Annotated in this window: 28 protein-coding genes and 1 pseudogene; 17 read left to right on the forward strand and 12 right to left on the reverse strand. The window is 38.1% G+C overall.

Annotated features, from left to right (window positions below):
• Nucleotides 1-248: 248 nt before the first annotated feature.
• The 5 genes from K6I41_RS12255 to cuyB are packed head-to-tail and all read left to right on the forward strand — an operon-like array spanning nucleotide 249 to nucleotide 4,668.
• The gene (locus tag K6I41_RS12255) at nucleotides 249-1,328 is read left to right on the forward strand and encodes a taurine ABC transporter substrate-binding protein (RefSeq protein ID WP_192833651.1); all 1,080 of its coding nucleotides are present in this window, start codon (nucleotides 249-251) and stop codon (nucleotides 1,326-1,328) included.
• Nucleotides 1,329-1,337: 9 nt separating this feature from the next.
• Nucleotides 1,338-2,117 (forward strand): ABC transporter permease, encoded by a 780-nt coding sequence (locus tag K6I41_RS12260; protein ID WP_250374436.1) that lies wholly within the window; start codon nucleotides 1,338-1,340, stop codon nucleotides 2,115-2,117.
• Complete coding sequence (locus K6I41_RS12265) at nucleotides 2,117-2,908, forward strand: ABC transporter ATP-binding protein (protein WP_049836291.1); 792 nt, start codon at nucleotides 2,117-2,119, stop codon at nucleotides 2,906-2,908. Before K6I41_RS12260 ends, K6I41_RS12265 begins: the two co-directional genes overlap by 1 nt.
• A 16-nt stretch (nucleotides 2,909-2,924) precedes the next feature.
• Nucleotides 2,925-3,947: a D-cysteate sulfo-lyase gene (gene cuyA / locus K6I41_RS12270; protein ID WP_049836290.1), complete on the forward strand. Its 1,023-nt coding sequence runs from the start codon at nucleotides 2,925-2,927 to the stop codon at nucleotides 3,945-3,947.
• 1 nt (nucleotide 3,948) lies between these two features.
• On the forward strand, nucleotides 3,949-4,668 hold the full coding sequence (gene cuyB / locus K6I41_RS12275) for a cysteate racemase (protein ID WP_250374437.1): 720 nt from the start codon (nucleotides 3,949-3,951) through the stop codon (nucleotides 4,666-4,668).
• 102 nt (nucleotides 4,669-4,770) lie between these two features.
• Here the strand turns inward: cuyB and K6I41_RS12280 are convergent, their stop codons facing one another.
• The 6 genes from K6I41_RS12280 to K6I41_RS12305 form a co-directional block, all read right to left on the reverse strand.
• Nucleotides 4,771-5,361 (reverse strand): cytochrome b, encoded by a 591-nt coding sequence (locus tag K6I41_RS12280; RefSeq protein WP_250374438.1) that lies wholly within the window; start codon nucleotides 5,359-5,361, stop codon nucleotides 4,771-4,773.
• 12 nt (nucleotides 5,362-5,373) lie between these two features.
• Nucleotides 5,374-6,438 carry a catalase family peroxidase gene (locus tag K6I41_RS12285; protein WP_250374439.1) on the reverse strand — a complete coding sequence of 355 codons (1,065 nt, stop codon included), beginning with the start codon at nucleotides 6,436-6,438 and terminating at the stop codon, nucleotides 5,374-5,376.
• 317 nt (nucleotides 6,439-6,755) lie between these two features.
• Nucleotides 6,756-7,319, reverse strand: coding sequence for a TetR/AcrR family transcriptional regulator (locus tag K6I41_RS12290; RefSeq protein WP_250374440.1), 564 nt, complete (start codon nucleotides 7,317-7,319; stop codon nucleotides 6,756-6,758).
• A gap of 619 nt (nucleotides 7,320-7,938) precedes the next feature.
• Nucleotides 7,939-8,127 carry a hypothetical protein gene (locus K6I41_RS12295; RefSeq protein WP_081309099.1) on the reverse strand — a complete coding sequence of 63 codons (189 nt, stop codon included), beginning with the start codon at nucleotides 8,125-8,127 and terminating at the stop codon, nucleotides 7,939-7,941.
• A 170-nt stretch (nucleotides 8,128-8,297) separates the two neighbouring features.
• Complete coding sequence (locus K6I41_RS12300) at nucleotides 8,298-8,507, reverse strand: cold-shock protein (protein WP_013198382.1); 210 nt, start codon at nucleotides 8,505-8,507, stop codon at nucleotides 8,298-8,300.
• A 237-nt stretch (nucleotides 8,508-8,744) separates the two neighbouring features.
• Nucleotides 8,745-9,065, reverse strand: a complete 321-nt coding sequence (locus tag K6I41_RS12305) for a hypothetical protein (RefSeq protein ID WP_199942367.1) — start codon at nucleotides 9,063-9,065, stop codon at nucleotides 8,745-8,747.
• A 384-nt stretch (nucleotides 9,066-9,449) separates the two neighbouring features.
• Here K6I41_RS12305 and K6I41_RS12310 point away from each other — a divergent pair, with 384 nt between their 5' ends.
• The 3 genes from K6I41_RS12310 to K6I41_RS12320 all read left to right on the forward strand — a co-directional run bounded on the left by K6I41_RS12310 (nucleotide 9,450) and on the right by K6I41_RS12320 (nucleotide 10,462).
• Nucleotides 9,450-9,602: a hypothetical protein gene (locus K6I41_RS12310; protein WP_250374441.1), complete on the forward strand. Its 153-nt coding sequence runs from the start codon at nucleotides 9,450-9,452 to the stop codon at nucleotides 9,600-9,602.
• Between the two features lie 153 nt (nucleotides 9,603-9,755).
• Nucleotides 9,756-9,887 (forward strand): hypothetical protein, encoded by a 132-nt coding sequence (locus tag K6I41_RS12315; RefSeq protein WP_250375786.1) that lies wholly within the window; start codon nucleotides 9,756-9,758, stop codon nucleotides 9,885-9,887.
• A 341-nt stretch (nucleotides 9,888-10,228) separates the two neighbouring features.
• Entirely contained in the window at nucleotides 10,229-10,462 is a 234-nt protein-coding gene (locus K6I41_RS12320; RefSeq protein WP_192836716.1) for a hypothetical protein, read from the forward strand.
• A gap of 117 nt (nucleotides 10,463-10,579) precedes the next feature.
• Here the strand turns inward: K6I41_RS12320 and K6I41_RS19235 are convergent.
• The 3 genes and pseudogenes from K6I41_RS19235 to K6I41_RS12330 form a co-directional block, all read right to left on the reverse strand.
• A pseudogene (locus K6I41_RS19235) lies at nucleotides 10,580-10,675 on the reverse strand (aminotransferase); the annotation flags it as partial.
• A gap of 37 nt (nucleotides 10,676-10,712) precedes the next feature.
• Nucleotides 10,713-11,339: a hypothetical protein gene (locus K6I41_RS12325; RefSeq protein ID WP_250374442.1), complete on the reverse strand. Its 627-nt coding sequence runs from the start codon at nucleotides 11,337-11,339 to the stop codon at nucleotides 10,713-10,715.
• Between the two features lie 194 nt (nucleotides 11,340-11,533).
• Nucleotides 11,534-12,394, reverse strand: a complete 861-nt coding sequence (locus K6I41_RS12330; RefSeq protein WP_250374443.1) for an EamA family transporter — start codon at nucleotides 12,392-12,394, stop codon at nucleotides 11,534-11,536.
• 118 nt (nucleotides 12,395-12,512) lie between these two features.
• On the opposite strand from K6I41_RS12330, the gene K6I41_RS12335 reads away from it, so the two are divergent.
• Nucleotides 12,513-12,980, forward strand: coding sequence for an Lrp/AsnC family transcriptional regulator (locus K6I41_RS12335; RefSeq protein ID WP_250374444.1), 468 nt, complete (start codon nucleotides 12,513-12,515; stop codon nucleotides 12,978-12,980).
• A gap of 88 nt (nucleotides 12,981-13,068) precedes the next feature.
• On the opposite strand, the gene eat is transcribed toward K6I41_RS12335, so the two are convergent.
• Nucleotides 13,069-14,484: an ethanolamine permease gene (gene eat, locus K6I41_RS12340; RefSeq protein ID WP_250374445.1), complete on the reverse strand. Its 1,416-nt coding sequence runs from the start codon at nucleotides 14,482-14,484 to the stop codon at nucleotides 13,069-13,071.
• Between the two features lie 180 nt (nucleotides 14,485-14,664).
• Between eat and K6I41_RS12345 the strand changes: the two genes are divergently transcribed.
• The 3 genes from K6I41_RS12345 (at nucleotide 14,665) to qhpR (ending at nucleotide 18,409) form a co-directional block, all read left to right on the forward strand.
• The gene (locus K6I41_RS12345; RefSeq protein ID WP_250374446.1) at nucleotides 14,665-15,666 is read left to right on the forward strand and encodes a phosphotransferase enzyme family protein; all 1,002 of its coding nucleotides are present in this window, start codon (nucleotides 14,665-14,667) and stop codon (nucleotides 15,664-15,666) included.
• 74 nt (nucleotides 15,667-15,740) lie between these two features.
• Nucleotides 15,741-17,066 carry an HAD family hydrolase gene (locus tag K6I41_RS12350; protein WP_250374447.1) on the forward strand — a complete coding sequence of 442 codons (1,326 nt, stop codon included), beginning with the start codon at nucleotides 15,741-15,743 and terminating at the stop codon, nucleotides 17,064-17,066.
• 308 nt (nucleotides 17,067-17,374) lie between these two features.
• Nucleotides 17,375-18,409 carry an AraC-like transcriptional regulator QhpR gene (qhpR, locus tag K6I41_RS12355; RefSeq protein WP_151685946.1) on the forward strand — a complete coding sequence of 345 codons (1,035 nt, stop codon included), beginning with the start codon at nucleotides 17,375-17,377 and terminating at the stop codon, nucleotides 18,407-18,409.
• Nucleotides 18,410-18,561: 152 nt separating this feature from the next.
• Here qhpR and K6I41_RS12360 read toward each other — a convergent pair whose 3' ends face one another.
• Both K6I41_RS12360 and K6I41_RS12365 read right to left on the reverse strand, forming a co-directional pair.
• Entirely contained in the window at nucleotides 18,562-19,902 is a 1,341-nt protein-coding gene (locus K6I41_RS12360; RefSeq protein ID WP_002157177.1) for an aspartate aminotransferase family protein, read from the reverse strand.
• Nucleotides 19,903-20,258: 356 nt separating this feature from the next.
• A complete protein-coding gene (locus tag K6I41_RS12365; protein ID WP_250374448.1) occupies nucleotides 20,259-21,209 on the reverse strand; it encodes a helix-turn-helix domain-containing protein in 951 nt (316 codons plus the stop codon).
• Between the two features lie 395 nt (nucleotides 21,210-21,604).
• Between K6I41_RS12365 and oxdA the strand changes: the two genes are divergently transcribed.
• The 5 genes from oxdA to nthB all read left to right on the forward strand — a co-directional run bounded on the left by oxdA (nucleotide 21,605) and on the right by nthB (nucleotide 26,654).
• Entirely contained in the window at nucleotides 21,605-22,654 is a 1,050-nt protein-coding gene (gene oxdA, locus K6I41_RS12370) for an aliphatic aldoxime dehydratase (protein WP_250374449.1), read from the forward strand.
• A gap of 84 nt (nucleotides 22,655-22,738) precedes the next feature.
• Nucleotides 22,739-23,617, forward strand: coding sequence for a transporter (locus K6I41_RS12375; protein ID WP_250374450.1), 879 nt, complete (start codon nucleotides 22,739-22,741; stop codon nucleotides 23,615-23,617).
• Between the two features lie 140 nt (nucleotides 23,618-23,757).
• A complete protein-coding gene (locus tag K6I41_RS12380; protein ID WP_250374451.1) occupies nucleotides 23,758-25,272 on the forward strand; it encodes an amidase in 1,515 nt (504 codons plus the stop codon).
• A gap of 90 nt (nucleotides 25,273-25,362) precedes the next feature.
• Complete coding sequence (gene nthA / locus K6I41_RS12385; protein WP_199942375.1) at nucleotides 25,363-25,962, forward strand: nitrile hydratase subunit alpha; 600 nt, start codon at nucleotides 25,363-25,365, stop codon at nucleotides 25,960-25,962.
• A gap of 44 nt (nucleotides 25,963-26,006) precedes the next feature.
• Nucleotides 26,007-26,654, forward strand: coding sequence for a nitrile hydratase subunit beta (gene nthB / locus K6I41_RS12390; protein ID WP_192454872.1), 648 nt, complete (start codon nucleotides 26,007-26,009; stop codon nucleotides 26,652-26,654).
• Nucleotides 26,655-26,658: the final 4 nt, after the last annotated feature.

The raw sequence follows: 26,658 nt of genomic DNA on the forward strand, positions 1-26,658 counted from the left end.
TATTCTTAATTTAATTAATAATTTTAATCATGCGCTAACCTATAAATAAATAATTTTTAAAAGCTCTTATTTTTTTCATGCATCGATTTTAGCTCAAAATATAACTACCAATTTTAAGTGATAAATAATTCTTTTTTAATGATAAATATAAACTCATCTTTGCATATATCCATTCCACTTTTTCATATTTTTATTAATCATAAATTTTCACTAAGATCGAATAAATTTCGAAACTTACTGGAAATATAATGTTGTTTGCAACACGTTTTCACTTAAAAAACGCTGTCTTATCAGTAGGGGTTCTCAGCTTTGCACTTTTAACTGGTTGTGGAAATAATTCACAGCAAAATAATGAAACTAAGGCAGAAGCTTCTCAAACTGCGGCTGCCGCTGAACTGCCTAAAGAAGTACGTTTTGCTTGGGGTGGTGGTCCACGAGTTTGGGTTCTTGGTAAGGCTGATGGAGATTTTGAAAAAGCTTTAGGTACAAAAATTAAGTGGGTTGAATTTGCTTCAGGTGCTGATGTAATTAATTACTTCGCCTCAAATGAAATTGATATTGCTCGTTTTGGCTCCAGCCCGGCTGTTGCAGGTATTACTCGCGGATTACCAATTGAAATCATTGGTTTGGAAGGTCTAATTTCTGGTGCAGAACGTTTAATTGTTCGTCCTGATATTAAAAATCTGCAAGGTCTAGTTGGTAAAAAAGTTGCCTTCCCTGCTAACTCCACCGCGCAATATGCTTTAGAACAAGCGCTTGCATTAAATAAAATTGATAAATCAAAAATCAAATTAATTCCACTTAAGCCCGCTGAAATTGTTTCTGCATGGACACGTGGTGATATTGATGCAGCTTATGTTTGGGGACCATTTACTCAACAGCTAGAGAAAGAAGGCGGTAAAGAAATTTATCGTACAACGACGCTGAATGAAAAAGGTATTTTGGTTTATAACAACTTCGCTGTCCGTAAAGAGTTTGCAGAAAAACACCCTGACCTTGTAATTAAGTTCTTGAAGGCTTACCAAGATCAAGTTGATGAATATAAACGTGATCCTAAAGCTGCTTCTGAAAAAATCTCTAAATACTTAAGTCTTCCATATGACCAAGTCGAAACCACACTTGCTGGTATCGAATATATTCCACTGAAAGACCAAGCCTCTGAAAAATATTTAGGTGCAACATCAAACGATGAAAACTCTGGCTTGGCTAAAGCAACTCAAGATATTGCTAAATTTTTAGTCAGTATTGGCGAGTTGAAACAATCTGATGTTCCAAAGAGTTATGCGCCTAATATCGACAGTAAATACCTTATTGAAGCGACAAAATAAGGTTATGAAATGATTCAGTTGAACCCGTTTAAAGTAAAAGTGATTAGTACATTATCGCTAATCACTTTTGTGATTATTTGGCAGCTTGTGTGTACATTTAAACTTGTCTCACCAATTTTGTTGCCTTCTCCTCTACAGATTTTAGATACAGTTTTAGATTTATTTAAAAACGGTTACCGAGATGCTCCCTTTTATCAACACATTTTAGTCAGCACGGCGCGTGCCTTCTTTGCATTCTTCGTTGCAATCGTTATTGGTGTGCCTTTGGGATTATTAATGGGCCGTAGTCCTGTACTTAATGCCATTTTAGATCCATTTGTACAATTCTTACGTCCTATTCCCAAAATTGCCCTCATTCCATTGGTTGTTGTTTGGCTAGGAATTGGTGAGGAATCTAAATTTTTCCTTATTTTTATTGCGACTTTACTGAGTGTCATTGTGGGTGCAACCGCAGCAAGCCAAAACGTTCCATATGGTTTGATTCAAGCAGCACAAACGATGGGCTTAGGAAAAACAGCAATCTTATTCCGCATCATTTTACCCTCTTCGCTTCCTGAAATTTTCACCACCATTCGTTTATCTATTGGTATTGGTTGGACATCATTAATTGCAGCGGAAATGGTTGCAGCGACTTCTGGTTTAGGCTGGATGATTATTAATGCCGGTTCTTATTTACGAACAGATGTTGTGATTGTCGGGATTATTTTACTTGGAACAATTGGCTTTATTTTAGATTGGCTCATTGTGAAAGCACAGCAAAAATGGGCCCCTTGGACAGGAAAAGCATAATGACTCAACCATTTATTGAGCTAAATAATGTTCAGAAAATATTTAAACAAAACAAGACAGAAAATACGGTCTTAGAAGATATTAATCTTAAAATTCCTGAAGGTCAGTTTGTTTGCTTACTTGGGCCTTCTGGCTGCGGTAAATCAACTATTTTGAACTTGCTTGCTGGTTTTGAAAAACCAACTTTAGGTGAGATTTATGTAGATGGTCAAACTATCTCAGCACCGGGCATTGACCGAGCTGTTGTATTTCAACAAGCTCAGTTATTTCCTTGGCTCACAGTCAAAGAAAATATTCAATTTCCACTTAAGCAATCAAAAGCTGAAGCTAAATATATTGCTGAACAAACTGAATATTACTTAGAAAAAACGGGTTTAAAGAAGTTTGAAAATCATCGAATTTGGCAAATCTCAGGGGGGATGAAACAACGTGTTGCCCTTGCCCGTGCGTGGGTCATGAAGCCAAAGATTTTATTGATGGATGAGCCTTTCGGGGCTTTAGATGCTCAAACACGTATTTTAATGCAGGAAACACTGACTCAGCTTTGGCAAGACAATAAAACTACCGTTTTATTTGTTACTCACGATATTGATGAATCTCTACTTTTAGCAGATCGCATTATTTTAATGGCAGGCCATCCCGGACGCATTGCCGAAGATATTCAAGTGAATTTACCTCGTGCGCGTAGTATTGAAAATATTGCGCCACAGCAAGAGTTTATTGAAACCAAAAAACATATTTTAGAAATTATGCGCAAAGAAGTAAGTCGCATGATTGATTACATACATTAAATTTTAGGACATTATTATGTTATTAAGTCATTTGCCACGCGTTCAACTGGTTCATGCGCCTACTCCTCTAGAGTTTTTACCTAACTTAACTAAAGCGTTAAATGGTCCCCAGATTTACATCAAACGAGACGATGCTACGGGCCTTGCTACAGGTGGTAATAAAACTCGCAAATTAGAGTTTTTAATTGGTGATGCACTTGCAAAAGGTGCCACCCATGTACTCACTCAAGGTGCAACTCAATCTAACCATGTTCGCCAAACGATTGCAGCAGCAAACAAGTTTGGTTTAAAGGCATCTGTTTTACTCGAACAACGCGTTAGTGACGGTACAGATGAATATTACAACAATGGAAACTTATTGCTCGACGAGATTTTAGGCGCAACATCAATTGAGGTTGTTCCGGGTGGTACCGACATGGTGGCGGCTTTAGAAGCCAAAGCAAAAGAATTAGAACTACAAGGTGAACGTCCGTACATTATTCCGGGCGGTGGCTCAAACGCTATTGGTGCTTTAGGGTATGTATCAACAGCAATTGAATTAATTAACCAACTTAACCAGATTCAGCTAGCTCCGACTCATCTTGTACATGCAACAGGTAGCACAGGTACTCAAGCTGGCCTTTTAGCGGGTATTGCGGCAACTCACTCAAACTTACCAGTACTCGGTATTAGCGTTCGTGCTGAAAAATCCAAACAAGAAGAAAATGTTTATAAACTTACTCGTGCAACATTAGAACATCTTGGTTTAAGCGCAGACCTTATTGCTCGTGAAAAAGTGATTGCGAATAGTGACTATGTTGGCGATGGCTACGGTATTCCAACTGATAGTATGGTTGAAGCTGTTGAATTGCTGGCTCGAACTGAAGGTATTTTGCTTGACCCTGTTTACTCAGGTAAAGGTTTTGCAGGCTTAGTCGACCTCATCCGTCAGGGTCATTTCACTAAAGATGACAAAGTGATCTTCCTTCATACAGGCGGTGCCGTAGGCTTATTCGGTTATCGTAAAACCTTCTCTAACAAAGATGCATACCGTTTGTAAGATGACAGAATTTTCACAACTCCCCACCCTTGGAATTTTGGGTGGTATGGGACCGGGCGCTGCTGTTGATTTTCAACAGCGTCTGCTCGATGCAAGCCCTGCCACGAAAGATCAGGAACATATTCCAACAATTGCTTGGAATCACGGCGGTATTCCTGACCGACAACTTGCACTTAAAAACCTAGGTGAAAGTCCTTTAAGTGCCATGTTACATGGACTAAAAATTTTAGAACGTAGCGGTGTCTCTAAAATCGCTATTCCATGTAATACCGCACACTTCTGGCATTCTGACTTACAGCAACACACCCCTATTGAAATCTTAAATATGGTTGAAATTACGGTGCAACAGATTTTAAAGAATTATCAATCTGGTGATAAAGTCGGAATATTGGCAACCAAAGGCGCCCTTTCTACTCAGTTGTATCAACTTGAGTTAAGCAAGCACGACATTCCTTTTGTCATTAATTCGGATCAAGAAATTGAACAGGAATTTATGCCCGCTGTTTATGCTGTAAAACGTAATGAATCGGCACAAGCGGGTATCGTTTTTCAAGAGTTAAGCCAAAGGCTCATAGATAAAGGTGCTGGTTCGATTATTTTAGCTTGTACAGAAATTCCAATTGGGTTACATGCTATCCAATCTCCAATTTTAGATGTGAGCTTTGATACCACACAAATTTTGGCAGATGCTTGTGTAAATTGGTTTTATCGAAATACATAACTCTAAAATAATGTTCCAACAGTGCTTTAGGTTCTAATCTACCTAATGCACTGTCTATATATTCTGAGTGAGTGCTTCAAACTCTAAAGTCGAATAACTCTCTCAATCCACACTCTTCTTTTCATTATCTCTATTTGACTCAGTAGAAGAACCTAAAGCCATACTTGAGAATACGCCATCTCGATAAACCCATGCATGTAATAATGCAGCAGACAGATGACCAATAACGACAGCAAATAGTAGCCAAGCTAAAATTCCGTGTAGAGTACGAAACCAAGCATAGAGCGTAGAGTTGGTTGGAGCGATTGGTGGAAGGTCCCAACCCGGAAATAACGTTACAGGCCAATTACCTGCCGATAGCGTTGCCCATCCGAGCAATGGCAAACTAAACATCAAAATATAAAGTAACCAATGTGATGCATGGGCAATAAACGCCTGCCAGCGCGGTACAGTCAGCGGCAAAGGTGGAATTGGATAATAGAGTCGATTTATTAATCTAATGATGACCAGTAATAAGATTGCGATTCCTAAAGGACGATGGATATCGATTAACCACGGACGCCAAGTGATTGAGGTTGTCATTCCTACACCAATAAATAGCATAGCCAAAATTGCTACCGCCATAGCCCAATGTAGTATTCGAGCAGTCAAATTAAAATGACGTGGAGCATTATTGTTAGATTTATTTTGCATGGCTGATCTCTCCTATTTACCCACGGCATCCGTTGCTTTTCCAAATCCAATTTCACGTAAGCGAGCATTGTAAGACTGTGCATAGATACCCGCTCGTGCGGCGAGTACTGGATCATCTGATAACTCAATTCCGGGTGGAACCAATGTTGGGTCAAAGTTAATATCACGGCAAACGCCATTTACCTGTTCAGTTACATTTTTGACTTCCAATGTTCCCGCTATAACTTCTTTACGCTCTTTTGGCCAAGGTTGAGATGGATCATTCACTGGGTCTCCTGGCTCGGCAAGTTGCAAAACTAAATCCCAATATAGCGGCCCTTCAGCCAAACGTTTTTTTATGTCTTTAAATAAGAAATCATGGTCAGCTTGATCACGTTGTTCTTTGGTCAGACTAATAAATTTTGAATGAGGTCGCATAGACCAACGGACTGGCTGTTCTTGTCCATTGGCCGCCCGCAATATAAAAGCATTTACGACATAAAATTCTGCACCACTAAAACTACCGGTTAATGGCATCTTTGCCTTTTGTTCAATAGACTTACGCGCTTCGGGATATTCTTTTAGAAAAGCCTCAACAAGGTCTGGATCAGGTTTGCCAGTAGCTGGAACTGGTTTAAATGCTTTTTGCTGCGCCAAAAAACCTTCAGCATTTCGCGTAGGGAAATAAGGAAAGTTGTTTAATTTCATGCGCCATTGTGAATGATCAGCTGCGGAAAGTAATAAAGCCATACTCACTGTTGCTGTAGAATTATCTGCCGCATGCGGGTTACCGCTCCCAATAGAAAATCGACCAATTGCTGGTATATCAGACTTGGTAAATACAGTCGCTTTAGAGAGTGCCGCCGCCGCACCATTACTGTGGTAAGTGCCATCAAAACAAATACCCTTACCGTGTGCACGTCGATATCCGGGATCAAATTTACTTAATGAGTCTCCCAAAAATGTTTTGCTTGTTGTTCGATGTCCAAATAGACCAGCAACCCAAGCAAATGCCAATACTAAGGAGCCCGCGATTACAGCAATACCCAAGAATCTCAACCAATACTTCTTTAGAGTTTTAAAATTCAAATTATTCATTCTTCATCCTGTGTAAATTGTATGGCTGCATCCCTAAAGAAGATTTTGATCATGTAAAAAGAGTTTTTCTTAGATTGATGGAACCAAATTCAACCTTAGCTGAGTAAATAAAATCCTGAAATATTCTGGATCCAATAGAGATAAGCCTTAATATAATATTTATTTCCCGATCATATAAGGTACGCACCTCGGGGTTAGTATTAATCTTATTAACATTTGAGTGGAGATAAATAAAGCATGGGAACAAAGAATCTAGAAGCTCCCACATTGACCGAAAGAGTCCGAAGAGGTGATCTTTTTAAAAGCGAGCTCGTTAACTAGTGATGATTGATCATAGAGATGAGAAAACAATCCAACACCCTTTCTCTCTCATCTGCCTGACCCGAACTTAAAAGCTGAATAATTGCGCCTTCAATCATATATAAAAATAGTTTTGCGTCCTGAAAAGTCGTATCCGTTTTGAATACTCTAAGCTGACTATAGATTTCATTGATTAGCCATGTACGGTATTTAATTGCGACTTGATAGGCTTTTGAATAGGTCAATTTTATTTCAAAAATGGCTTTAAATAATAAATAGTACAGCCCCTCTAAATCGGTATGTAAGAAATAAAGTTTCTTAAGTTTATCGGTGGCACTTTTGCTTTGGTCGTACTCAACAATTGAAACCACTTTTTCTTTTAAACGTTCTTTCTGCACAGTCAAACAGATTTCAACAAATCGTTCTTTAGAGTGAAAGTAATTATAAAAAGTCGCTTTTGGAATTTTGGACTCTTTTACGATTCTGTCGATTCCAACCGTATGAAAGCCATGATGGTGAAATAAATCAATCGACCTATTAATGACTTGAATGGCGCGTGTAGGGAGAACTAACTTTCGCATTGTTTTACCGTTATAAAAAATTATTGTTGTTTCTAAATGAGATACTTTTTTGGGAGAAAAAAAGGCACAGCAAAGCCTATAAAGACTGTGCTTGGCACATCTCAAGTTTTGTTGTTCAAATAAGTTTTTTGAGCCGTAATGACTTAAAGCCTGAGAACCTTAGGGTGATCAAGCTGCTTTAAATTTTTAAGCTGTGTTGTTATAGCTTTTGGCATTGAGAGCCAAGAAATAATGGATATGCAAAGCCAACTCCTTTTTATTGGGAGTTCTGCCAGAAATTAAAATTATGGTGGCAGAACGAAAGAGGGTTGACGGACTGGTCATAGAGCCAGCACACCCGAAGGTGTCCCCCTCCCGTTCCACCGTAGAGGGGGCACGAGGGGCTAGACACTAAAGATATAAAACCTTTAATGCTTCTATGATACGGTCCGTCAAAACCGACTGGCGATGTAGGCCAGCAGGCAAAGGATAGTGTCCAACCCTCTTACAGTCAAGCACACGAAATGACATTTGTTTTAAAATAGATCATTAAAAAGTAAGGATAAATAATCAGCAACTTATTGTTAAATTGGGATTTATAAAGAGGCTTTTATCTGCTTAAAGTAGGAGGCAAAATCCATTAACGACTATATAGCGGATCTTCCTCAACAAAAAACACCTCACCCGATGAGGGTAAAACCCATTGATAAGTTCCTTCTATTTTCTGCATCTTTTCTTTAAAAATATCATATATCGCTATAAGGTTATGTTTTTCATCATATTCCCCTACATAGCCAAGTTCCTTTTCTTCATGAAAATCTCTAAACATTTTATGCATTTTTACGGCTCTAAGTTCCATGTCTTTTGTCCTTTTTATTATTAATATAATTATTATGATCTCTTTCTTTACTTTAAATATCAGAGAAATGTACCAAAATATATCTCATTGATATATAAAACAAAAAAAGCACCTGATGTGCTTTTTTTGTTCTAATTATATTATTGAACAACAATATTAATAGCAGAAGGACCTTTTTGTCCTTGAGCTATATTAAAACTAACACGTTGACCTTCATATAAGGTTTTAAAACCTGAACTACTAATTTCTTTAAAATGTGCAAAAACATCTGGACCTGCATCTTGTTGAATAAAACCAAAACCTTTAGTTTCATTAAACCATTTCACTGTACCAATTGCTGTATTAGACATAATATATCCTTTGATTTTTAATAATATAAAGCCATATTTTATGACTCATTGAACTTTGAAAATAATAACAAATTGAGTTTAAGATCTTAAAAAACGAAGGATTATGAATAAAACTACGATACTAAAAGAGGATTTACTAATAAGTCTATTTTTCTAGTTAAATCGAGTATACGCTGAATAAATATTTATACAACAAATTTAAAAAATATTTATTTTATTTATTGTTGCACCACACTTTTAAAAATAATAACTTCTAGACACAGAAATACTTTTTATAAAACTTACCAACCAGAGAATAAATTCATGTTCATTCTCAAAATTAGGGAGAAGGCTTAAATCAATTTTAACAATACGCTCTTTCATTGGCCTGTTTAAACAGCTTTCAAAATCAATAACGCTATATTTTAACTTTAAATTGTTTGTCGCAGCTTCTTTTTTAATTTCAACTAATAGTCTATTTAGGCAATCAACTAAATCTTTAGAAGACTGATTTTTAAAGTGAATATTATTGTAAACACTTTCAGCCACATCAAAATATTTTTTCATTTCAGCATCCATATTTATCTCATTTTTTAATTAATTTGATTGAGTATGCATGTAAAACTGTATCTTTATGTTGTATAAATATATTTATAGATCACCCCCTCCTTCAATAAAAACAATTACTTCTAATTAATGAATTAAAAATAATATGTTTAGATAAATTATAATTATTGAGAAAACATTAAAAACAATAGCTATTTAACTATATGTTAACTCTTGTATTTGATTAACATATCTTTCCAGTTATATATCAACAATCTAATTGATACAAAGAAACATTATGTCGAGAATTAAGCACTTTTAGGCACATATCTCTACATAGAGTTCTCATAATCACCGCAATGTAACTGAATTAAATACCTACTATAAAGCTTCCTTACTATTATTAAGAAGTTTAAAATGTCTGATTTCAAAGAATTTTCAAAAAAAACCACACAAAATCAAAATGACTCTAATGCTCAACCTACTGAGGATAAAACTGAAAACCCCGAACAAGTCCCTGAAGCAGAAAAAAATCCTACAGAAAATAATAATGAAGAAAAAAAGGAATAAACAATTTATTAACTCAAAAGCTCTATATTAAATAGAGCTTTTGTTTCACATCATATTAATTATAAAATATTTAATTTAAAATTTTTATATTAAAAATTATCTAAAATGGTACATATATTTTTTAAACAAGTCCAAATCTTGCACTTAATATTAATTCAACTCTTTTTTGCGCAGCAAAAAAATCAATATCTTCACTTATCCAAAACGTATGAAGCTGCCCATGTAAATGAAAATGCTCTTTATTATATTCAGAACCATGATCAGAATAATGACTATCTACTCTGAAATGATTTTGATCATCCTTTCTTTTCTTCCCATCAAGTATACCGCCAATACAGATATCCATTTTAATACCAATAATTAATCGAAATTGACTATAACACATAGGCCACTGTGGCTTTAAAAAGAGTTGTTACTAATATTTTTTACAGCATAATAAAATATTGCCATTTGGAGTGTATCTACTTAAATTTACAAGGAATAAATATATATTTTTCATATCTAAAATACTTTGATATGTAATATGAATATTGATTTATCTAGAATTTATAACATTTTCAAAATAATTCTTCTTAGCGGAGTTAAATCTCTATATGCTGTATGTACCTCTTAGAGAAATTATTCCAATGTCCCAGCAGCCCCTGCTACAAGAATTAAACTCCAGAATCGACTATTACTCTACAAGAACAGACTACCCACTACGAAGAATTTTGATAGGTTACAGAGCATACGCAAAATTGATGCTATGTTCATCTTTCTCTGATGAGGTTATAAATTCTGCAATTGATCCAAACAAACGGAAATATAAAAAGTTAAAAATCAAAGTCACTAAAGATGACAATCAACTTGATCTTGAATAAATTAATTCGTTCATTAGTTTTATAGACAACTGATTTAATTATATAAAAAATTAAAATCCTTCTTGAAATATAACCGTTTTTAACTCTCAAAATGATTAGAAAATAACAAATGGGCTTTTTCTTTTGCTCATTTACAATTTCAATGACCCTAAGATGATAATGACCAATACTGGCAATATTGTCGTAAACATCCAGATAGTGATGCCCTGCTGCTAACGATTTGAACCAAGAAAATAATTTGCTCTTAAACTTATTTTTTCACAGGCAGTAGTAAAACGGGATCTTCAATGTCATAACCAGTTTCTTCTGGAACCCCCAGATATTTAACGACAACTAGTCTCTTATTGTGTTTAGGCACACTATAATTTTGGGAAATTTTTATTGCTTTGGTGTAATGAACCGCAATGTGCGTCTTACTTTGTAAAGACGGCGATTTTACAACATATTCTGTTTTATATTGCGTGATCTTCCCTGAAGGATCAAACCAAGATGATACTTGATTCTGATGCGTTTTTAAGGTCTGAATTTTTACAGTCTTACTATTACTTACGATCAAAGGAGTTAAATTCCTTTTAATTTTTTTAAGCGCTTTATCAAACGCTGTACTATCTTGATCATAATCAATCTTATGTGTTTTTGGATTGATATAGAGAGATTTAACTTCAATAAGTTTGTCAGGCGATTTACTATTTAATAGATAATAATATAGTTGTGGTAGGCGTCCTCGACCATCTTCGTAGTGTCGTAATACATAAAGTTTCTTCTCTTTTTGCTGATAACCCAATACTTCAATTTTTTGTCCACCACCCACTGTCGCATAACTATGCGCAGATAACGTAAGAATCGTGCTAAAAGTTAAAAATTTTAGAAATTTCATGAGTTCATATCCGGGTGATCTGGTAATTATATTGTATAAATATCAATCAGATTAAAATGATACTTGAGTAAGTGATACTTGCTGTTTTTATATTCTTTTTGTACAGAGACAGCCTTTTTATGGGGGCTTATTATTTATCCCCCTTCAAAACGACTCATCCAGCTTTAGATATATGCCATCATAGACAAATGGGCTTATGCAGTATTACGTTTATAGGAGAAATAAGAACATCCTGCACACGATGCCATAATAATTGTTATTCCAATAATCTGAAAATGATTTAATCGTTCATCTAAAATCAGCCATCCAGCCAAAGCACTCACCGCTGGTGATGCGCTCACTAATATTCCAAAAACACGTGGATGCAACTTTTTCATAGCAACCATATCTAATATAAATGGAATCGCACTCGCTAACATCGCCATGAGTAAGCATGTAAAAAGAATCTTATAACTATCAAAAATATGAATAATGTGAGATGCACCTAAAGGCGTTGCAAACAAAGCCGCCAAGAACATTCCAGTTGCAACAGAGCTTCCGCCACCTTGTGCAACTTTAGAGCCATAAATAATATACAGTCCCCAACCCACGGCAGCCACAAGCGCATACGTCATACCAATAAAACTAAAGTTATTGTTTGAATTGCCCATAGGTAAAAAAAGCAAACCAATAAGAGATAATGCTCCCCAAAAATAATCTAATTTATTTTTAGACATTAAAATAGCAACCGTAAGCGGTCCCAACACTTCGATGGAAATAGCGATCCCAACAGACATATAAGAAAATGCTTTATAAATTAAAGTATTCATTAAAGTCAGGATGGCCCCATAAATAATGAGATTTTTCCAATTGGTCTGTCTGTTCCAGTCTCTCCAAGGTTTATAAACAATCCATAAGAAACATGCTGCTAAAGCAAGTCGAGTTAAGGTCACTCCTTCTGCACTCAGAATTGGAAAAAGGGCTTTTCCTATTGATGCTCCTATTTGCACAGAAACTAAAGATAGAAATGCGGCTGCAAATGCAATGCCTTGCTTGGAGTTTGTCTCAATCATCATATTTACCACTCTGGGAATGATTGAAATTTTAATTCTATGTAATCAATATATTTCTTCTATTTCCCTCAATAAAACGATTAAATAACTCTATATTTAAAGCTTAATGAGAGATTTACTCATGTCAGATATTTCTTTAGATAATTTTGATTATGCAATCTTAAGAATACTGCAAAAAGACAATAAAACTTCGCATCGAGAAATTTCTGAAAAAATTGGCCTATCGGCTGCTTCCGTTCAAAGACGTATATCACGTATGGAAGAAAAGGAAATTATTTTAAAAAATTGCGCTATCTTAAATCCGCTTAAATTTGGAGAAAAAATTACTTCTATTATTGAAGTCCGACTTAGCGAAGACCGCTCTGTAGTGATGGACAGAGCGAAGCAATACTTTGCTTCTGTTGATGAAATTCAACAGTGCTATTTTGTAAATGGTGGTGTCTCTTTTATCATTATCATGCTGAGCAACAACTTATCTCATTTTGAAAGTTTAGTTAGAAAACATTTTGCGGATAATGAAGATGTAAAAACATATCGAACCTTAATTGTTTTAGACCGTGTAAAAGTAAACTTTGAGTTAAATATTTAAACTTTTCTATTTTGGCTTCTAAACTTTTTAGTCGTTTTATAAAACTTAAAAAGAGGCCGAAGCCTCTTTATTTTTATCGCACTAAAAATCAGTCATCAATCATGGCAAACTCTTGTTCAGGCGTGCCTTTCACCAAATGATGACGGCTGTATAACAAGTAATAGAGTATAAATCCGACATAAATCAGCGCAGCTAACAACCAAACTTTTGGGTTCACCATTAAACCTGCAACTACAGCAACAGCAGCGAGAATCAAGGCAATGCAAGACGTCCATATTCCACCAGGAGTTTTATAAGGGCGTGGTAATTCAGGGCGAGACAAGCGCAATTTGATATGTGAAAGCATCATCAACACATAAGAAATGGTTGCACCGAATACTGCCATTAAAATGAGTAAGTCACCCTCACCTGTTAAAGAAAGTAAGAAGCCAATAATGCCCGGAATGATAATGGCCCAATACGGCGCTTTATTTTCATTGGTGAGCGATAGGTTTTTTGGTAAATATCCCGCACGTGACAATGCAAAAATCTGGCGCGAATAGGCATAAATAATTGAGAAGAAACTTGCGACAAGACCCGCAAGACCTACAAAGTTAACAAAGCTTGCCAACCATGTGTGCTGACCATATACCGCAATGAGTGCATCTACTAAAGGTGCTCCTGAATTTTTTAAAGCATTTGAACCCGCTGCGCCTGCTCCTAAAAATAAAATTAAAAGTGCAAACGACGCCAATATCAACATTGAACCAATCAAGCCTCGTGGCAATGAACGTACTGGATCTTTTGCTTCTTCGGCTGCCAGTGGTACCCCTTCAACTGCAAGAAAAAACCAGATGGCATACGGTACTGCGGCCCATATTCCCATATAGCCAAACGGTAAAAAGCTACTCGCACCTGCATGAGAACTGACTGGAATATCAAACAAACGGGCACTGTCAAAATGTGGAAGCATCGCGACAATGAATACGACCAGTGCAATACAAGCAACGGCGGTAATTCCAAACATGATTTTAAGCGCTTCACCTGCACCTTTGAGATGAATGCCCATGAAAACTAAATAGCAAACTAAATAAACTGCCCAGCCGCCAACTCCAAAGAGTGATTGGCAATATGAACCGATAAATACGGCAATCGCGGCAGGTGCAATTGCGTATTCAATTAAAATCGCAGTCCCTGTGAGGTATCCACCAAAAGGACCAAATGCAACGCGGGCAAAACTATAGCCACCACCAGCAGTAGGCAACATCGTTGACATCTCAGACATTACAAAGCTCATACAGAGATACATAAATGCGACGATGACTGTTGCAATAAAGAGTCCTCCCCAGCCGCCTTGTGCCAACCCAAAATTCCAACCCGCAAAGTCACCCGAAATAACGTAAGAGACACCTAATCCCACTAAAAGTAACCAACCTACTGCCCCCTTTTTTAACTGACGTTTTGCAAAATACTCTGCGTCCTGTTGTAAAGCACCAACATCTACGCTTAATTCAGATTCTTTCATTGTCGTATGCCTTATCGACTAAATTTACACCACCAATAGTTGCGCAAAAGATATTCATAAAACTTGACAGCAAAACATCTCCCCAACCACTTGAAGTCAAGTTGATTCATTTTTTCTTTTATAAGATCGACGGCATCTCAACACGAAACGTGTTTAAAAATTAAATTGAGGAGATGGGTTATGTCTGTAGAACAAAATGAATTTTTAAGCCAAGTTCAATTACAAATACTGGCAGAACAAGCAATTAAGCAGTATCCATCAGACTATCAAGGACAGGTCAAACTACTGTGTCAGTCTGAAAATGCAACCTATCAAGTTTCGACTGGATCTGCCCGCTATGCACTTCGAATTCACCGTCCGAACTATCACAGCAAACTCGATATACAAAGTGAGCTTGAATGGTTAGATGCATTAAATGCGAGTGGAATCCAAGTTCCTGTTGCGATTGCAGATCAATCGGGTGAACGCGTCATTACCTTGAAACTATCGAATGATATTTATCGTTATGCAGTTCTTTTCAACTGGGTTGAGGGCGACATGCCGACTGTTGAAGTTGACCCCACTGCATTTGAACAATTAGGACAAATTACCGCAAAGTTGCACGTACATAGTAAGACATGGCAAGCGCCTGAAAACTTTCAACGCATTGTATGGAACCATGAAACCATGGTCGGTGCAGATGGTCACTGGGGAAACTGGAAAAATGCACCTCATTTAAGACCACAAGATCACGGCGTAATTGAAGAAGCGATTGCACAGATTTCGAAAGATTTACATTTCTTTGGCAAAACTCAGGAACGTTATGGCCTGATTCATGCCGATTTGCGTTTAACCAATTTATTACTACAACAAGAACGTATCGGTGTGATCGACTTTGATGACTGCGGCATGAGCTGGTTTATGCATGATCTCGCCGCTGCAATTAGCTTCAATGAACATTATGCAAATGCGCCTCATTGGGTTGATTACTGGTTAAAAGGCTACGAGCGCGTAGGTCATATTCAGTCTGAAGAATATGAAATGATCCCGACTTTTATCATGCAACGCCGCATTCAAATGATGGCTTGGAATGGTTCTCACGCACAAACAGAAATGGCTCAAAGTCTTGGAGATCAATGGTCCAATGAAACTGTGCGTCTCTGTAAAAAATATCTAAACGGAAAAATGCCTGTCGGAATTTGAAAAGTGATTTAGATCGCTTTTCCTCTTTTTCAATTTTTAGTTTTTAAATTTTATAGAATTTAAAGGAAGGGTTTATGCAAGCTACCCATCAACTGAGCAAAGTTGCCAAAGCACTATTACTCACCAGTAGTCTGGCAAGTATGATTGCTCTAAGCGCATGTAATTACAACCCTATACAAAGTACATCTCCCGCAGTCGCTATTCCCAAAAAGGAATATATCCAAAAAGGTCAATGGGACGCTTTTAACTTTGACCAACTTAACCAATTGATTGCTAGCTATGGAAAAGATAGCCCTAACTATAATCCTGACAAACGCCCGTATATAGTCACTGACTTTGACAATACCTCGGTATTTTTAGACATCGAAGAAGCAACTTTAATTTATCAGCTTGAACACTTAGCGTTTAATGTCACGCCAGAACAGCTTAATCAGATTATTCGTAAAGGAATTAGCTCGCAAAATTTTGAAGCAGCCTACAATAACCAGCAAGGCCAAGCCGTCAATATTGATAAAATTGCCCCAGATATTATTGCCAGCTACTCATGGCTTTATCACCACTATAGCGGTCTGAAAGGTAAGCAAAGTCTGGATCAAATTAAACAAGATCCGCATTATATCGATTTCATTACTAAAATGAGATACCTATATGCGGCAATTGGAGACACATTTGATCATGAAGTTGCATATCCGTGGGTCACTTATTTATTTACCGGGCTTACCGAACAAGAAGTCCGTAATTTGGTGAAAGCAACGGTGGCTTGGCAAATGCAGCAACCGATTGGACCTGTAACATGGAGTTCTCCCGTAGCACTTTCGGGCCAAGCAGGCGTTGTGAAAACCACTTGGGAAAATGGTTTAAGGCCATACCGTGAAATGCAAAATCTATTTAAGGCCTTTCAGGACAATGGCATTGATGTCTATGTCTGCTCGGCATCTTTTATTGATGTAATTAAGGAAATTATTTCTAATCCAGAGATCGGCTACAACATTAATGAAAAAAATGCCTACGCGATGGAGTTAGAACGAGATGCACAAAATCGAATTTTACCTGAGTTTCGTCATGGCTATGCGCAAACTCAAGGTAAAGGCAAAACTGCAACCATCCAGCGTTTTTTAGTCTCTAAATATGGTTACGGACCAATTTTTATCGCAGGTGACAGTGAAGGCGATCAAAATATGATGCAAGATTTTGCGGCGACTCAGAAGGTTCTGATTATCAACCGATTGCGCAGTCCAAGTTCAGATATTGGAAAATTTTCTCAGCAGGCTGTGCAAAGCTATGGTCAAGCCAATACTAAGTTCTTACTACAGGGCCGCGATGCCAATACAGGTCAATTTAGACCCTCAATGGCCAGTTTAAGTTATGGCGCGCAAACGGCAAAAACTACAAAAAATTAATATTTCACTTATTTTCTCATGCCTACAATACATGTTGTATGCATGAGAAGCCGCTTAATTTCTTGTTTTAGTTCTGCCCTGTTTGCCTATCTCTAATGCATTTTCTGCCTTCTTTTAGTTCGCTACCCAACCTTAAATACAACTCTTGATCTCTTCTTAAAGAATCAAGCCTGAAACTTAAAACAGCAAAACATAAGTTATTATTTTATAAAAACTTTTAACAAAACAAAATCATGGACGCAAGCAAAAACTGGTATGGCTTTTGCTTAATATAAGAATAGTTAGGAATAAATATCATGAGACTTGACATGTTACATCTCAACCCAGCTCATCTTGTCGATTCAAATATGTGTAATCAAGGTGTATTGTCTGCAGCTGCCTCTGGATTAAGCGAGTTTATTCGTCAAAAAGGTGCAGATGTTGATCGCGTTTTAGGTATTAGTGGTATTAATCCTGAACTTTTAATTAGCCCAACGTTGAGCTTACAACTGCCCAATTATTGCAAAGTGCTAGAACAGGCGGCACTGGTTTCTGGTTGTGATAATTTTGGCCTACATTATGGTCAACAGTTTCAACCCAAATCATTAGGGCTGATTGGATACATTGGTCTTTGTTCAAACACATTAGAGTCTGCACTCATGAACATGACCAATAATTTTTATTTGCATCAGAAAGATACGCTTAATCGAATGGTCGATTTAGGAGATAGCTGGCGTATAGATTATCAGGTTCAACACGGCGCAATTTTAACTCGCCGCCAAGATGCAGAACTGACCATGGGCATGTTTATGAACGTGATTCGTGAAGTGATGGGCCCTCATTATTCACCTCGCGCGATTCACTTTGAGCATACTCGACCTGAATTCTGGCAAGAACACAGCAAATTATTTAACGCGCCTGTTTATTTTGATCAGCCTTTTAACTCCATCATCATTTCAAAAAAAGACGTCCAGCATACTATGCCGGGGCATGATTCTATTTTATTAACAGTAATTTTAGATACGCTGCTGTTACTCAATCGCTCTTCTCAAAGCCAAAGTCTTGCAGATCAGGTTCGCTCTCACATCCAACTTGAACTGAGTGAAGGTGAACCAAACCTTGAAAAAATCGCTCACGATATTGGTTTAACGAGTTGCACCCTTACCCGCCGTTTAAAAAATGAAGGACTGACCTTTACCCATTTGGTCGATCAGGTCCGTTGTGAGTTGGCCGAGCATTATATTAAACAAAAAAATATTCCAATTTCAGAAATGGCATTCTTGTTAGGTTACTCAGAAGTAAGTGCTTTATCTCGTGCATTTAAGCGCTGGTTTGGTGTTACACCACGTCAATTAAGACACTAAAACCTTGCAAATACAGGCCTTGAATAAAGGCCTTTTTATTATTTAAGTAATTCGAAATAACTTTTACAGCCACAAAATAATTGAACAACAAAATACCCTTCAAATTAGATTTAAAATCCAACTTGAAGGGTATTTTTTATATTTAAAGTGACTTATTTTAATTTTGTTAAGGCTTGATCCAAAGCACCAACTAACCAATCGATATCTTTTATTTGGAAAGCCAAAGGTGGGCGCAGTTTTAATACATTGCCATAAGGACCTGCAACCGAGGTTAAAACTCGATGAGTATTTCTGAGCTCTTCAATAAGGTTCAAAGCCAATGCTTTATTCGGTTCTTTTGTCGCTCTATCTTTGACCAGTTCAAACCCTATAAACAGACCTGCGCCACGTACGTCACCCACCATCTCATGTTTGTCCATAAGTTTAGTGAGTTCTTTGAGAAGTAGCCCTCCCACATATTTACTATGGGTTTGCAATTCTTCTTCCTGAATGACTTTAAGTACAGCCTGTGCCGCCGCCATAGAAACAGGATTACCACCAAAGGTATTAAAATATGGAATTTTATCGCTAAAAGCAGCGAGGACTTCACTCTTGGCTAAAAGCCCTGACACTGGAACTCCGTTACCCATTGGCTTACCTGTGGTAATGATATCAGGCACAACATTGTGACGACCAAAGCCCCAGAAAGAATCACCAGTGCGCGCGAAACCCGGTTGTACTTCATCGGCAATAAAGATACCGCCATTTGCATGGACGACATCAACCGCTTTTTGTAAGAACCCAACAGGATTAGGCATTACACCGTCAGAAGAGAATATTGAGTCCGCTAAAAAACCTGCAAACTTGATCCCTTTTGCATTCATATCATCAATTTGTTGCTGGATCTGCTGCGCGAACCAAGTGCCTAAATCATCAGTTTGAATTCGATAATAATCAGGTGCCGGAACTAGACGAGTTGTCGCATCTAAAGGCTGCTCAGTTCCAAGCGCTGGAGAGCATCCTGAGGTTAAGCTACTGGTTCCATGATACGACTCTTGAGATACAATAATTCCTGTACCGCCGCTATATTCACGTGCAATACGAATCGCTAAATCATTCGCTTCTGAGCCAGTACACATATACATGGCGCGGTCAATTTCATCGGGAGTGGTTTGTAAGAGTTCTTCGGTATAATCCAAAATATTTTCATGTAAATAACGGGTATGGGTATTAAGCATTTTCATTTGCTCATTTACCGCTTCAATCACAGCAGGATGACAATGACCAATACTGGCAACATTGTTGTAAACATCCAGATATTGATGACCTGCTGCATCCCATAAATATTGCCCCTGTCCTTTCACCAGATGCACGGGATTACGATAAAACAAGCGATAGGATTCACCTAAAATTTTATTTCTTTTATCGGTCAGTTTGCGGGTAGCATGGTCCAGCTCAGCAGCATGTTCTGGACGAAAGCTATTGGTATCCATAATGGTTGAACGCGTACCCATGAATGACTCCTCTATTTATATTCAGCATACTTTTGCGCGAGACGATGACTGACGTAAGCAACTCATACGCTGATTCGAAATATTTCAGTATTTGATTGAAGTTACGCAAACCATATTGCTTAAGTATCTTTAAAAAAACTTGACCTCAGACCACTTAAGCCACGATTTGAAGTCAACTTATTGGTCTGATATTGCAATACTCAACTATTCTTTTTTTATGGTTATTTTTAAATCTTTTTTTATTTAAAGCTGCCTTAGGTTTTTTTAAGACATATTCAAGCGTGGCTAACAACCAGACTTTTGTGCTAACCATTAGACATCCATTTACAGCAGCAAGAATCAAGAGATACGGGGAACTAACACTTTTTAAAATATTCCCTAGGCGTTACACCAAAAGCTTTTTTGAATGCATGGCTAAAATGTGAAAAATCAGTAAACCCATAATCTAATGCCACTTCTGAAATGCTAGCCACCCGACCACTTTTTAGTGCATCACGACTCGCTATTAAACGTTCACACCAAATGACTGACATTACTGTCTTTTGATGTCTCGCAAATGCCCTACTCAATGTACGTGTTGATACACAATGTGCCTGTGCAATCTTCTCTAGGTTAAGTTCAGGATTTTGTAAATTTCTCAAAATAAAACTCATCGCTTTACTATATAAATCCCGTTCAATATTTACTTTAGCAATATCCTGTACTTCTAAACTTAATACCAATAACTCTAAAGCTGATTTAGCAAAGCGTTCAGCAAAATCCATGTTAGTAAAATCAAATTTATCGTCTACTGATTGGCGTAGCATTTCACGCAAAGGAATAATTCCCGGTCGCGTTTCATCTAAAACTTGAGCAGTTAAATGTTCAATGTTAGGCACACGATTGATTAATAAATGACGAGGAATTCGGATTAAGTGATTTTTGTTGCCTGCTAAATTGAACTGAAAGGTTTGTGCTGCATCGTATAGCATGAGGCTATTATTTTGGTATTGGGTTGCTCTACCACCTTGGGCTATTTGTCCACAGCCATCTTCCATAAAGCCAAGCCATAAGTCATCATTTGGCCCAAACCGTAGATGCTTTTCGGTGCGTTCCCAAAAGTGCATAGTGGATGAAACGGTGCATATATCTATCAAACCAAGCTGACGTACACTTAATTCACCATTAAAATTTTTTTCATCTTCAGGCTTACTTTGAGCTGGAATACAGTGCCGAAGAACAACATCATTCCAATATTCGAAACGTTCGGATGCACTTATATCTTGAGTTGAATAATGAATCGGATTTAATGACTGATAATGATTCATGGCAATTTAATCCCTTATACGACTACGCAAGATGTCAAAAAATATGGCCTTGCTTTCATCAAGCAACTTTCATACCACTACTCTTCTGTTATCTCTATGCATAGTTGAAGCCTTTTCCATAAGACTCATCTGTTCTATTTATCTACTTATACTTTTATATGCTGATCGAGCAATCCTGCATCATCAACAGCTCACTATAAATTAAACGATATATTTTTTTTGATCAAATTAAAACCTGTCTTTTTTAAACAAGAGATTGTCCATTCTGACCAAGTTTCATTTTATGCCTTGCGTAATATCAATATAACAACGGGGCTCCAGAACATAGATAACCGTTAAAGCAATACAAATTTTGCGATAGAAACCGCTGCAACAAGAGATGTAGGAGAAAGAAAATGGAATCAGCAATCGACAAACATCTAAAATGCCCTCGCACACTTAGCCGACGAATTCATGATGAATATGAACCACCATTTGCTATGTGGGTAGCACGTGCTGATGAAGATCTCGAGCAAGTTGTGATGGCTTATTTGGGGATACAGTTTAAACCTGATCAAAAAGCTGCTGCTATAAAAGCGATGCAACATATTGTGAAAAGTTTTGGTTTGGAAAATGGGCCATTAAACCATGATATAACCCATCATACTGATAATCAGAACTATGAAAATTATATTGTGGTTGGTTACTGGCGTGACCCAGCTGCTTACTGTCAATGGGCACGTTTAGCAGAGGTCAATGACTGGTGGAGTTCAGATGATCGACTAAATGATGGTATCGGTTATTTTCGTGAAATTGTTTCACCGCGGGCTGAACAATTTGAAACCTTATACGCATTTAAAGAAGATTTGCCGGGTGTTGGTGCAGTCATGGATCGTATCAGCGATGATATTCAAGAACATGGATATTGGGGATCAGCTCGAGAACGCTTTCCGATTTCACAGACAGATCGCATGTTAGCCAATGGCGAATTAACTATACTTTCAGGTGACCCTCAAAAAGGTGGACGTGTGGTCATACAAGGCCATGACAATATTACGTTAATTCGTTCTGGTCAGGACTGGGTCAATGCAGATGAGCAAGAAAGAGCATTATATTTTAATGAAATGCTGCCTTCATTGCAGGATGGTATGGATTTCCTTCGTGATGAAGGCCAATCTGTAGGATGCTATAGCAACCGTTTTGTTCGAAATGTTGATCTTGAAGGTAACTTACTTGATATCGCTTACGATATAGGCTACTGGCGCTCATTAGATAAACTAGAACGTTGGGCAGAATCACATCCTACCCATCTCAGAATTTTTACTACTTTCTTCAAAGTTGTTACCGGCTTACAAAACTTGCGTCTTTATCATGAAGTTTCAGTCAGTGATGCCAAACATCAAATATTTGAATACATCAATTGCCATTCCCAAACAGGCATGATGCGCGACGCACAAACCACCTAAATACCCCCAAATTATTTTATTTCACCAGAACACAAGCACAGTCTAACTGTGCTCATGGCTGGCTATTGCCTAAAGGAAATGAAAATGAATTCAAAATATTATAAATATTACATGATGTTAATAGCTCTACTGGCTGCATATGCTGAAACACACGGGGCTGAAGTTATGCCGGGTGATTATGAACAAGCTCCTGGAGGCCTAACTCTCGGTGCAATCTATTATCACCATGCCACGACCGATGCACTCTATAGCAATGGTTCAACCGCTGCAAAAGATATGAAAGTCGAATCAAACATAGGAATCGCAAGGATGATCCATGTATTCGAACTCAGTGATCGCGTCACAATTGAGCCACAGTTCTTATTACCCTTTGGTCGCGTTGAAGGCAAAGACAATGCCAGCGGACTGGGTAGCACCTCTGGTATAGGGGATCTTATTTTAACTGCGCCTGTCCGCTACCGTCTAAATGATGCCAAAGATGTTCTTGCAGGAACGCTTTATATTAATGCTCCGACCGGAGATTACGACAATGATAAGGCATTAAATTTGGGGAGTAATCGCTGGAAATTTGATTTACAGGGTGCATATGTTAAGCATTTCACACCAAAATGGGCATTAGATCTGGTGGGTGATGTGGTGTTTTACACCAATAACGATAATTACGGGACAAATTCTGACACCCTTAAACAAGATACTTCATTTGAAACACAAGTCATGGGACGTTATATGCCAAATGCCACAACTTCGGTGGGATTAGGTATCGGCCATAACTGGGGTGGCGAAACCAAAATTAATAATGTTTCACAGGATAACTCCACCGAAACCACCAACATTCGCTTTGCTATTAGCAAGTTTATGACGCCTAAAGACCAATTCGTCGTGCAGCTGGGACGTGATCTTTCAGTTGAAAATGGTCTCAAAGAAGATTTTCGTCTGAACTTGCGTTATTTACGCATTTTTTAAAAGTTAGCCGATATCAGGATAACTACTCATGTTGTCCTTTTCGAACAAATGTCTGGCGCTTTAAATCAAGTTTTCAAGAAAAAAACAGACTAATTTAAAGAATATCTTCAGTCAGAATAACAAGTGACGGGTAAAAAATTATGGCGATTCAAAGACCAACTATCGATGATTTAAAACAGATTGCAAGCAACCTGCACATGCAGTTGACTGACTTAGAAGCCAAAGAATATCTAAATATTATGCAGGCTAATTTTGATGCTTATGATTTGATTGATGAACTGGCAGATGAAATTCCGGAAGTTCATTACTCACGTACAGAACCTTATCGACCAGATATCACCGAAAATCAACTAAATGCATGGTATTACAAAACTGAAGTCAAAGGTGCCCCAACTGGAAAACTCTCAGGGAAAACCGTTGCTCTCAAAGATAATGTATCACTTGCTCAAGTTCCAATGATGAATGGCTCATCGACCTTGGAAGGTTTCGTTCCAGATTATGATGCCACTGTCGTTACTCGAATGCTTGATGAAGGCGCTACGATTTTAGGTAAGGCGACCTGTGAACATTTTTGTCTATCAGGTGGCAGCCATACCTCAGACCCTGCCCCAGTACACAACCCCTATCGTCACGGTTATTGTGCAGGTGGTTCATCATCTGGCAGTGCTGCACTTGTTTCAAACGGCGATGTTGATTTAGCAATTGCCTGTGATCAAGGCGGTTCGATCCGTATTCCCGCTGCTTTTTGTGGTGTTTATGGGATGAAACCAACCCATGGATTGGTTCCCTATAGCGGGATTATGCCTATTGAAAATACTATTGATCATGCAGGGCCAATAAGTCGTTCGGTTCAAGATAATGCGCTACTGCTTGAAGTCATCGCAGGTAAAGATGGGCTAGACCCACGTCAGTATGGTGTTCATGTTGAAAACTATACAAGTTATTTAAATCGCGGTGTGAAGGGTTTAAAAATCGGTGTTGTAAAGGAAGGCTTTGCTCTACCTAACATGGATCAACGAGTGGCAGAAAAAGTCCGCCAAGCCGCAGCCGAGTTTGAAAAACTCGGTGCCATTGTTGAAGAAATCTCTTTGCCTGAACATCAACTGGCAGGTGCATTATGGACACCGATAGGCTGTGAAGGTCTGACTGCACAAATGATGCACGGGAATGGCATGGGCTTCAATTGGTCAGGCTTATACGATGTCAAACTACTCGATAAACACAAAGACTGGCGTCAAAAAGCCGATCAGCTTTCTCCTACATTAAAAGTCTGTATGTTTGTGGGCGAATACGGCATTCGAAACTATTCAGGTCGTTACTACGCTAAAGCACAAAATATTGTAAGACGTGCCCGCGCAGGTTATGACCAAAAATTAGCTGAATACGATCTTCTATTAATGCCAACTTTGCCAATTGTTGCTCAACCTCTGCCTGACTCAGACAGTTCATTGACGGAATACATTACCCGTGCCTTTGAAATGATTGGAAATACAGCCCCACAAGATATTACAGGTCATCCAGCAATGAGTGTGCCATGTGGGCTAGTAGATGATTTACCCGTTGGCATGATGCTCATCGGCCGTCACTTTGACGAAGGCACGATCTATCAAGCAGCAGCCGCTTTTGAAGCAGCCGTTGACTGGAAAACTTTTTAAGTTAAACAAAACCCAAAACGTTCAATCAATCAAACCATTTCTTCATGAATATGGTTCGTTGAAACTCATCTCTACCAAGGAGTCTTACACGTGAGTACATCTGTTTCTAAAACATCAAACTCCACCCCAGGCGAGAGAGCATGGGCATTACACACAGTCCTTAGCAATAAAGGATTAATACCTGAAGGATTTATCGAAGGTTTAACTGACTTGCTTGCCAATAAGTTTGATCCTGCTAACGGCGCTCGTGTTGTTGCGAAAGCTTGGACTGACCCAGCCTATCGTGAGTTGTTATTACGTGATGGTACGGCAGCCTGTGAAATGTTTGGTTATACCGGCCCACAGGGTGAATATATTGTTGCCCTTGAAGATACACCAACAATCAAAAATGTGATTGTTTGTAGTCTTTGTTCTTGCACTAACTGGCCCGTTTTAGGCTTGCCGCCAGAATGGTACAAGAGCTTTGAATTTCGAGCACGATTAGTACGTGAAGGCCGCACGGTACTAAAAGAACTAGGCACGGAACTACCTGAAGATATCAAAATCAAAGTATGGGATACCTCTGCCGAAACACGCTATCTGGTCTTACCAATGCGCCCAGAAGGAACTGAACATATGACTGAAGAAGAGCTTCAACAGCTCATCACCAAGGACGTACTTATTGGTGTTGCATTGCCAAAATTACCTTAGTTTTTGAGCACACTTTTTAGCAACGATATAGTGGAGTAAACATAATGGATGGTTTTCATGATTTAGGTGGTAAGCAAGGTTTTGGCGCAATTGATCACCAAATTAACAGTAAGAGCTATAAACCTGTATTTAAAAAAGACTGGGAACACCTCGCCTATACATTAATGTTTTTAGGCGCAGGACATCTCAATAAATTTAACATTGATCAGATTCGTCATGCTGTTGAGCGTATTGGATTACGGCAACATGTTGGGACTGAATATTACGAGCGTTATGTGATTGCAACAGCCACTTTGCTTACAGAGACTGGTGTAATTACGCAAGAAGAACTCGATGAAGCTTTAGGATCTCATTTTCAACTCGCGACCCCAAATCATTCAAATGGCCGCGAAGCAATTTCAGGACGTCCACCATTTGAAGTTGGAGACGTGGTTACAGTCCGTGATGAATCGATTTCCGGTCATATTCGTGTACCCGCCTATGTAAGAGGAAAAACAGGCGTTGTCCTTCACCGCACCACGGAAAAATGGCCATTCCCGGATGCTGCCGGCCATGGTCATGCAGATGCATTACCCCAACCCACTTATCATGTTGAATTTTCAACACAGGAATTATGGGGAGATGCAGGTCTTGAAGGTTCGGTAGTCGTTGATTTATTTGAAAGCTATTTAGATAAAGCTCAGACCTCTTAACCTG

Origin of the sequence: Acinetobacter sp. AS23, assembly GCF_023612055.1 — a bacterium.
Taxonomy (GTDB): Bacteria; Pseudomonadota; Gammaproteobacteria; order Pseudomonadales; family Moraxellaceae; genus Acinetobacter; species Acinetobacter oleivorans.

Coding starts and splice junctions, on each gene's coding strand:
- K6I41_RS12320 (WP_192836716.1), top strand. CDS start 10,229: ATGTCCCAGCAGCCCCTGCTACAAGAATTAAACTCCAGAATCGACTAT.
- cuyB (WP_250374437.1), top strand. CDS start 3,949: ATGACAGAATTTTCACAACTCCCCACCCTTGGAATTTTGGGTGGTATG.
- K6I41_RS12265 (WP_049836291.1), top strand. CDS start 2,117: ATGACTCAACCATTTATTGAGCTAAATAATGTTCAGAAAATATTTAAA.
- cuyA (WP_049836290.1), top strand. CDS start 2,925: ATGTTATTAAGTCATTTGCCACGCGTTCAACTGGTTCATGCGCCTACT.
- K6I41_RS12375 (WP_250374450.1), top strand. CDS start 22,739: ATGAATTCAAAATATTATAAATATTACATGATGTTAATAGCTCTACTG.
- qhpR (WP_151685946.1), top strand. CDS start 17,375: ATGTTACATCTCAACCCAGCTCATCTTGTCGATTCAAATATGTGTAAT.
- nthB (WP_192454872.1), top strand. CDS start 26,007: ATGGATGGTTTTCATGATTTAGGTGGTAAGCAAGGTTTTGGCGCAATT.
- K6I41_RS12280 (WP_250374438.1), bottom strand. CDS start 5,361: ATGCAAAATAAATCTAACAATAATGCTCCACGTCATTTTAATTTGACT.
- K6I41_RS12365 (WP_250374448.1), bottom strand. CDS start 21,209: ATGAATCATTATCAGTCATTAAATCCGATTCATTATTCAACTCAAGAT.
- K6I41_RS12335 (WP_250374444.1), top strand. CDS start 12,513: ATGTCAGATATTTCTTTAGATAATTTTGATTATGCAATCTTAAGAATA.
- K6I41_RS12325 (WP_250374442.1), bottom strand. CDS start 11,339: ATGAAATTTCTAAAATTTTTAACTTTTAGCACGATTCTTACGTTATCT.
- eat (WP_250374445.1), bottom strand. CDS start 14,484: ATGAAAGAATCTGAATTAAGCGTAGATGTTGGTGCTTTACAACAGGAC.
- K6I41_RS12260 (WP_250374436.1), top strand. CDS start 1,338: ATGATTCAGTTGAACCCGTTTAAAGTAAAAGTGATTAGTACATTATCG.
- K6I41_RS12360 (WP_002157177.1), bottom strand. CDS start 19,902: ATGGGTACGCGTTCAACCATTATGGATACCAATAGCTTTCGTCCAGAA.
- K6I41_RS12345 (WP_250374446.1), top strand. CDS start 14,665: ATGTCTGTAGAACAAAATGAATTTTTAAGCCAAGTTCAATTACAAATA.
- K6I41_RS12290 (WP_250374440.1), bottom strand. CDS start 7,319: ATGCGAAAGTTAGTTCTCCCTACACGCGCCATTCAAGTCATTAATAGG.
- K6I41_RS12285 (WP_250374439.1), bottom strand. CDS start 6,438: ATGAATAATTTGAATTTTAAAACTCTAAAGAAGTATTGGTTGAGATTC.
- K6I41_RS12350 (WP_250374447.1), top strand. CDS start 15,741: ATGCAAGCTACCCATCAACTGAGCAAAGTTGCCAAAGCACTATTACTC.
- K6I41_RS12255 (WP_192833651.1), top strand. CDS start 249: ATGTTGTTTGCAACACGTTTTCACTTAAAAAACGCTGTCTTATCAGTA.
- K6I41_RS12300 (WP_013198382.1), bottom strand. CDS start 8,507: ATGTCTAATACAGCAATTGGTACAGTGAAATGGTTTAATGAAACTAAA.
- K6I41_RS12310 (WP_250374441.1), top strand. CDS start 9,450: ATGTCTGATTTCAAAGAATTTTCAAAAAAAACCACACAAAATCAAAAT.
- K6I41_RS12330 (WP_250374443.1), bottom strand. CDS start 12,394: ATGATGATTGAGACAAACTCCAAGCAAGGCATTGCATTTGCAGCCGCA.
- K6I41_RS12380 (WP_250374451.1), top strand. CDS start 23,758: ATGGCGATTCAAAGACCAACTATCGATGATTTAAAACAGATTGCAAGC.
- K6I41_RS12305 (WP_199942367.1), bottom strand. CDS start 9,065: ATGGATGCTGAAATGAAAAAATATTTTGATGTGGCTGAAAGTGTTTAC.
- oxdA (WP_250374449.1), top strand. CDS start 21,605: ATGGAATCAGCAATCGACAAACATCTAAAATGCCCTCGCACACTTAGC.
- K6I41_RS12295 (WP_081309099.1), bottom strand. CDS start 8,127: ATGTTTAGAGATTTTCATGAAGAAAAGGAACTTGGCTATGTAGGGGAA.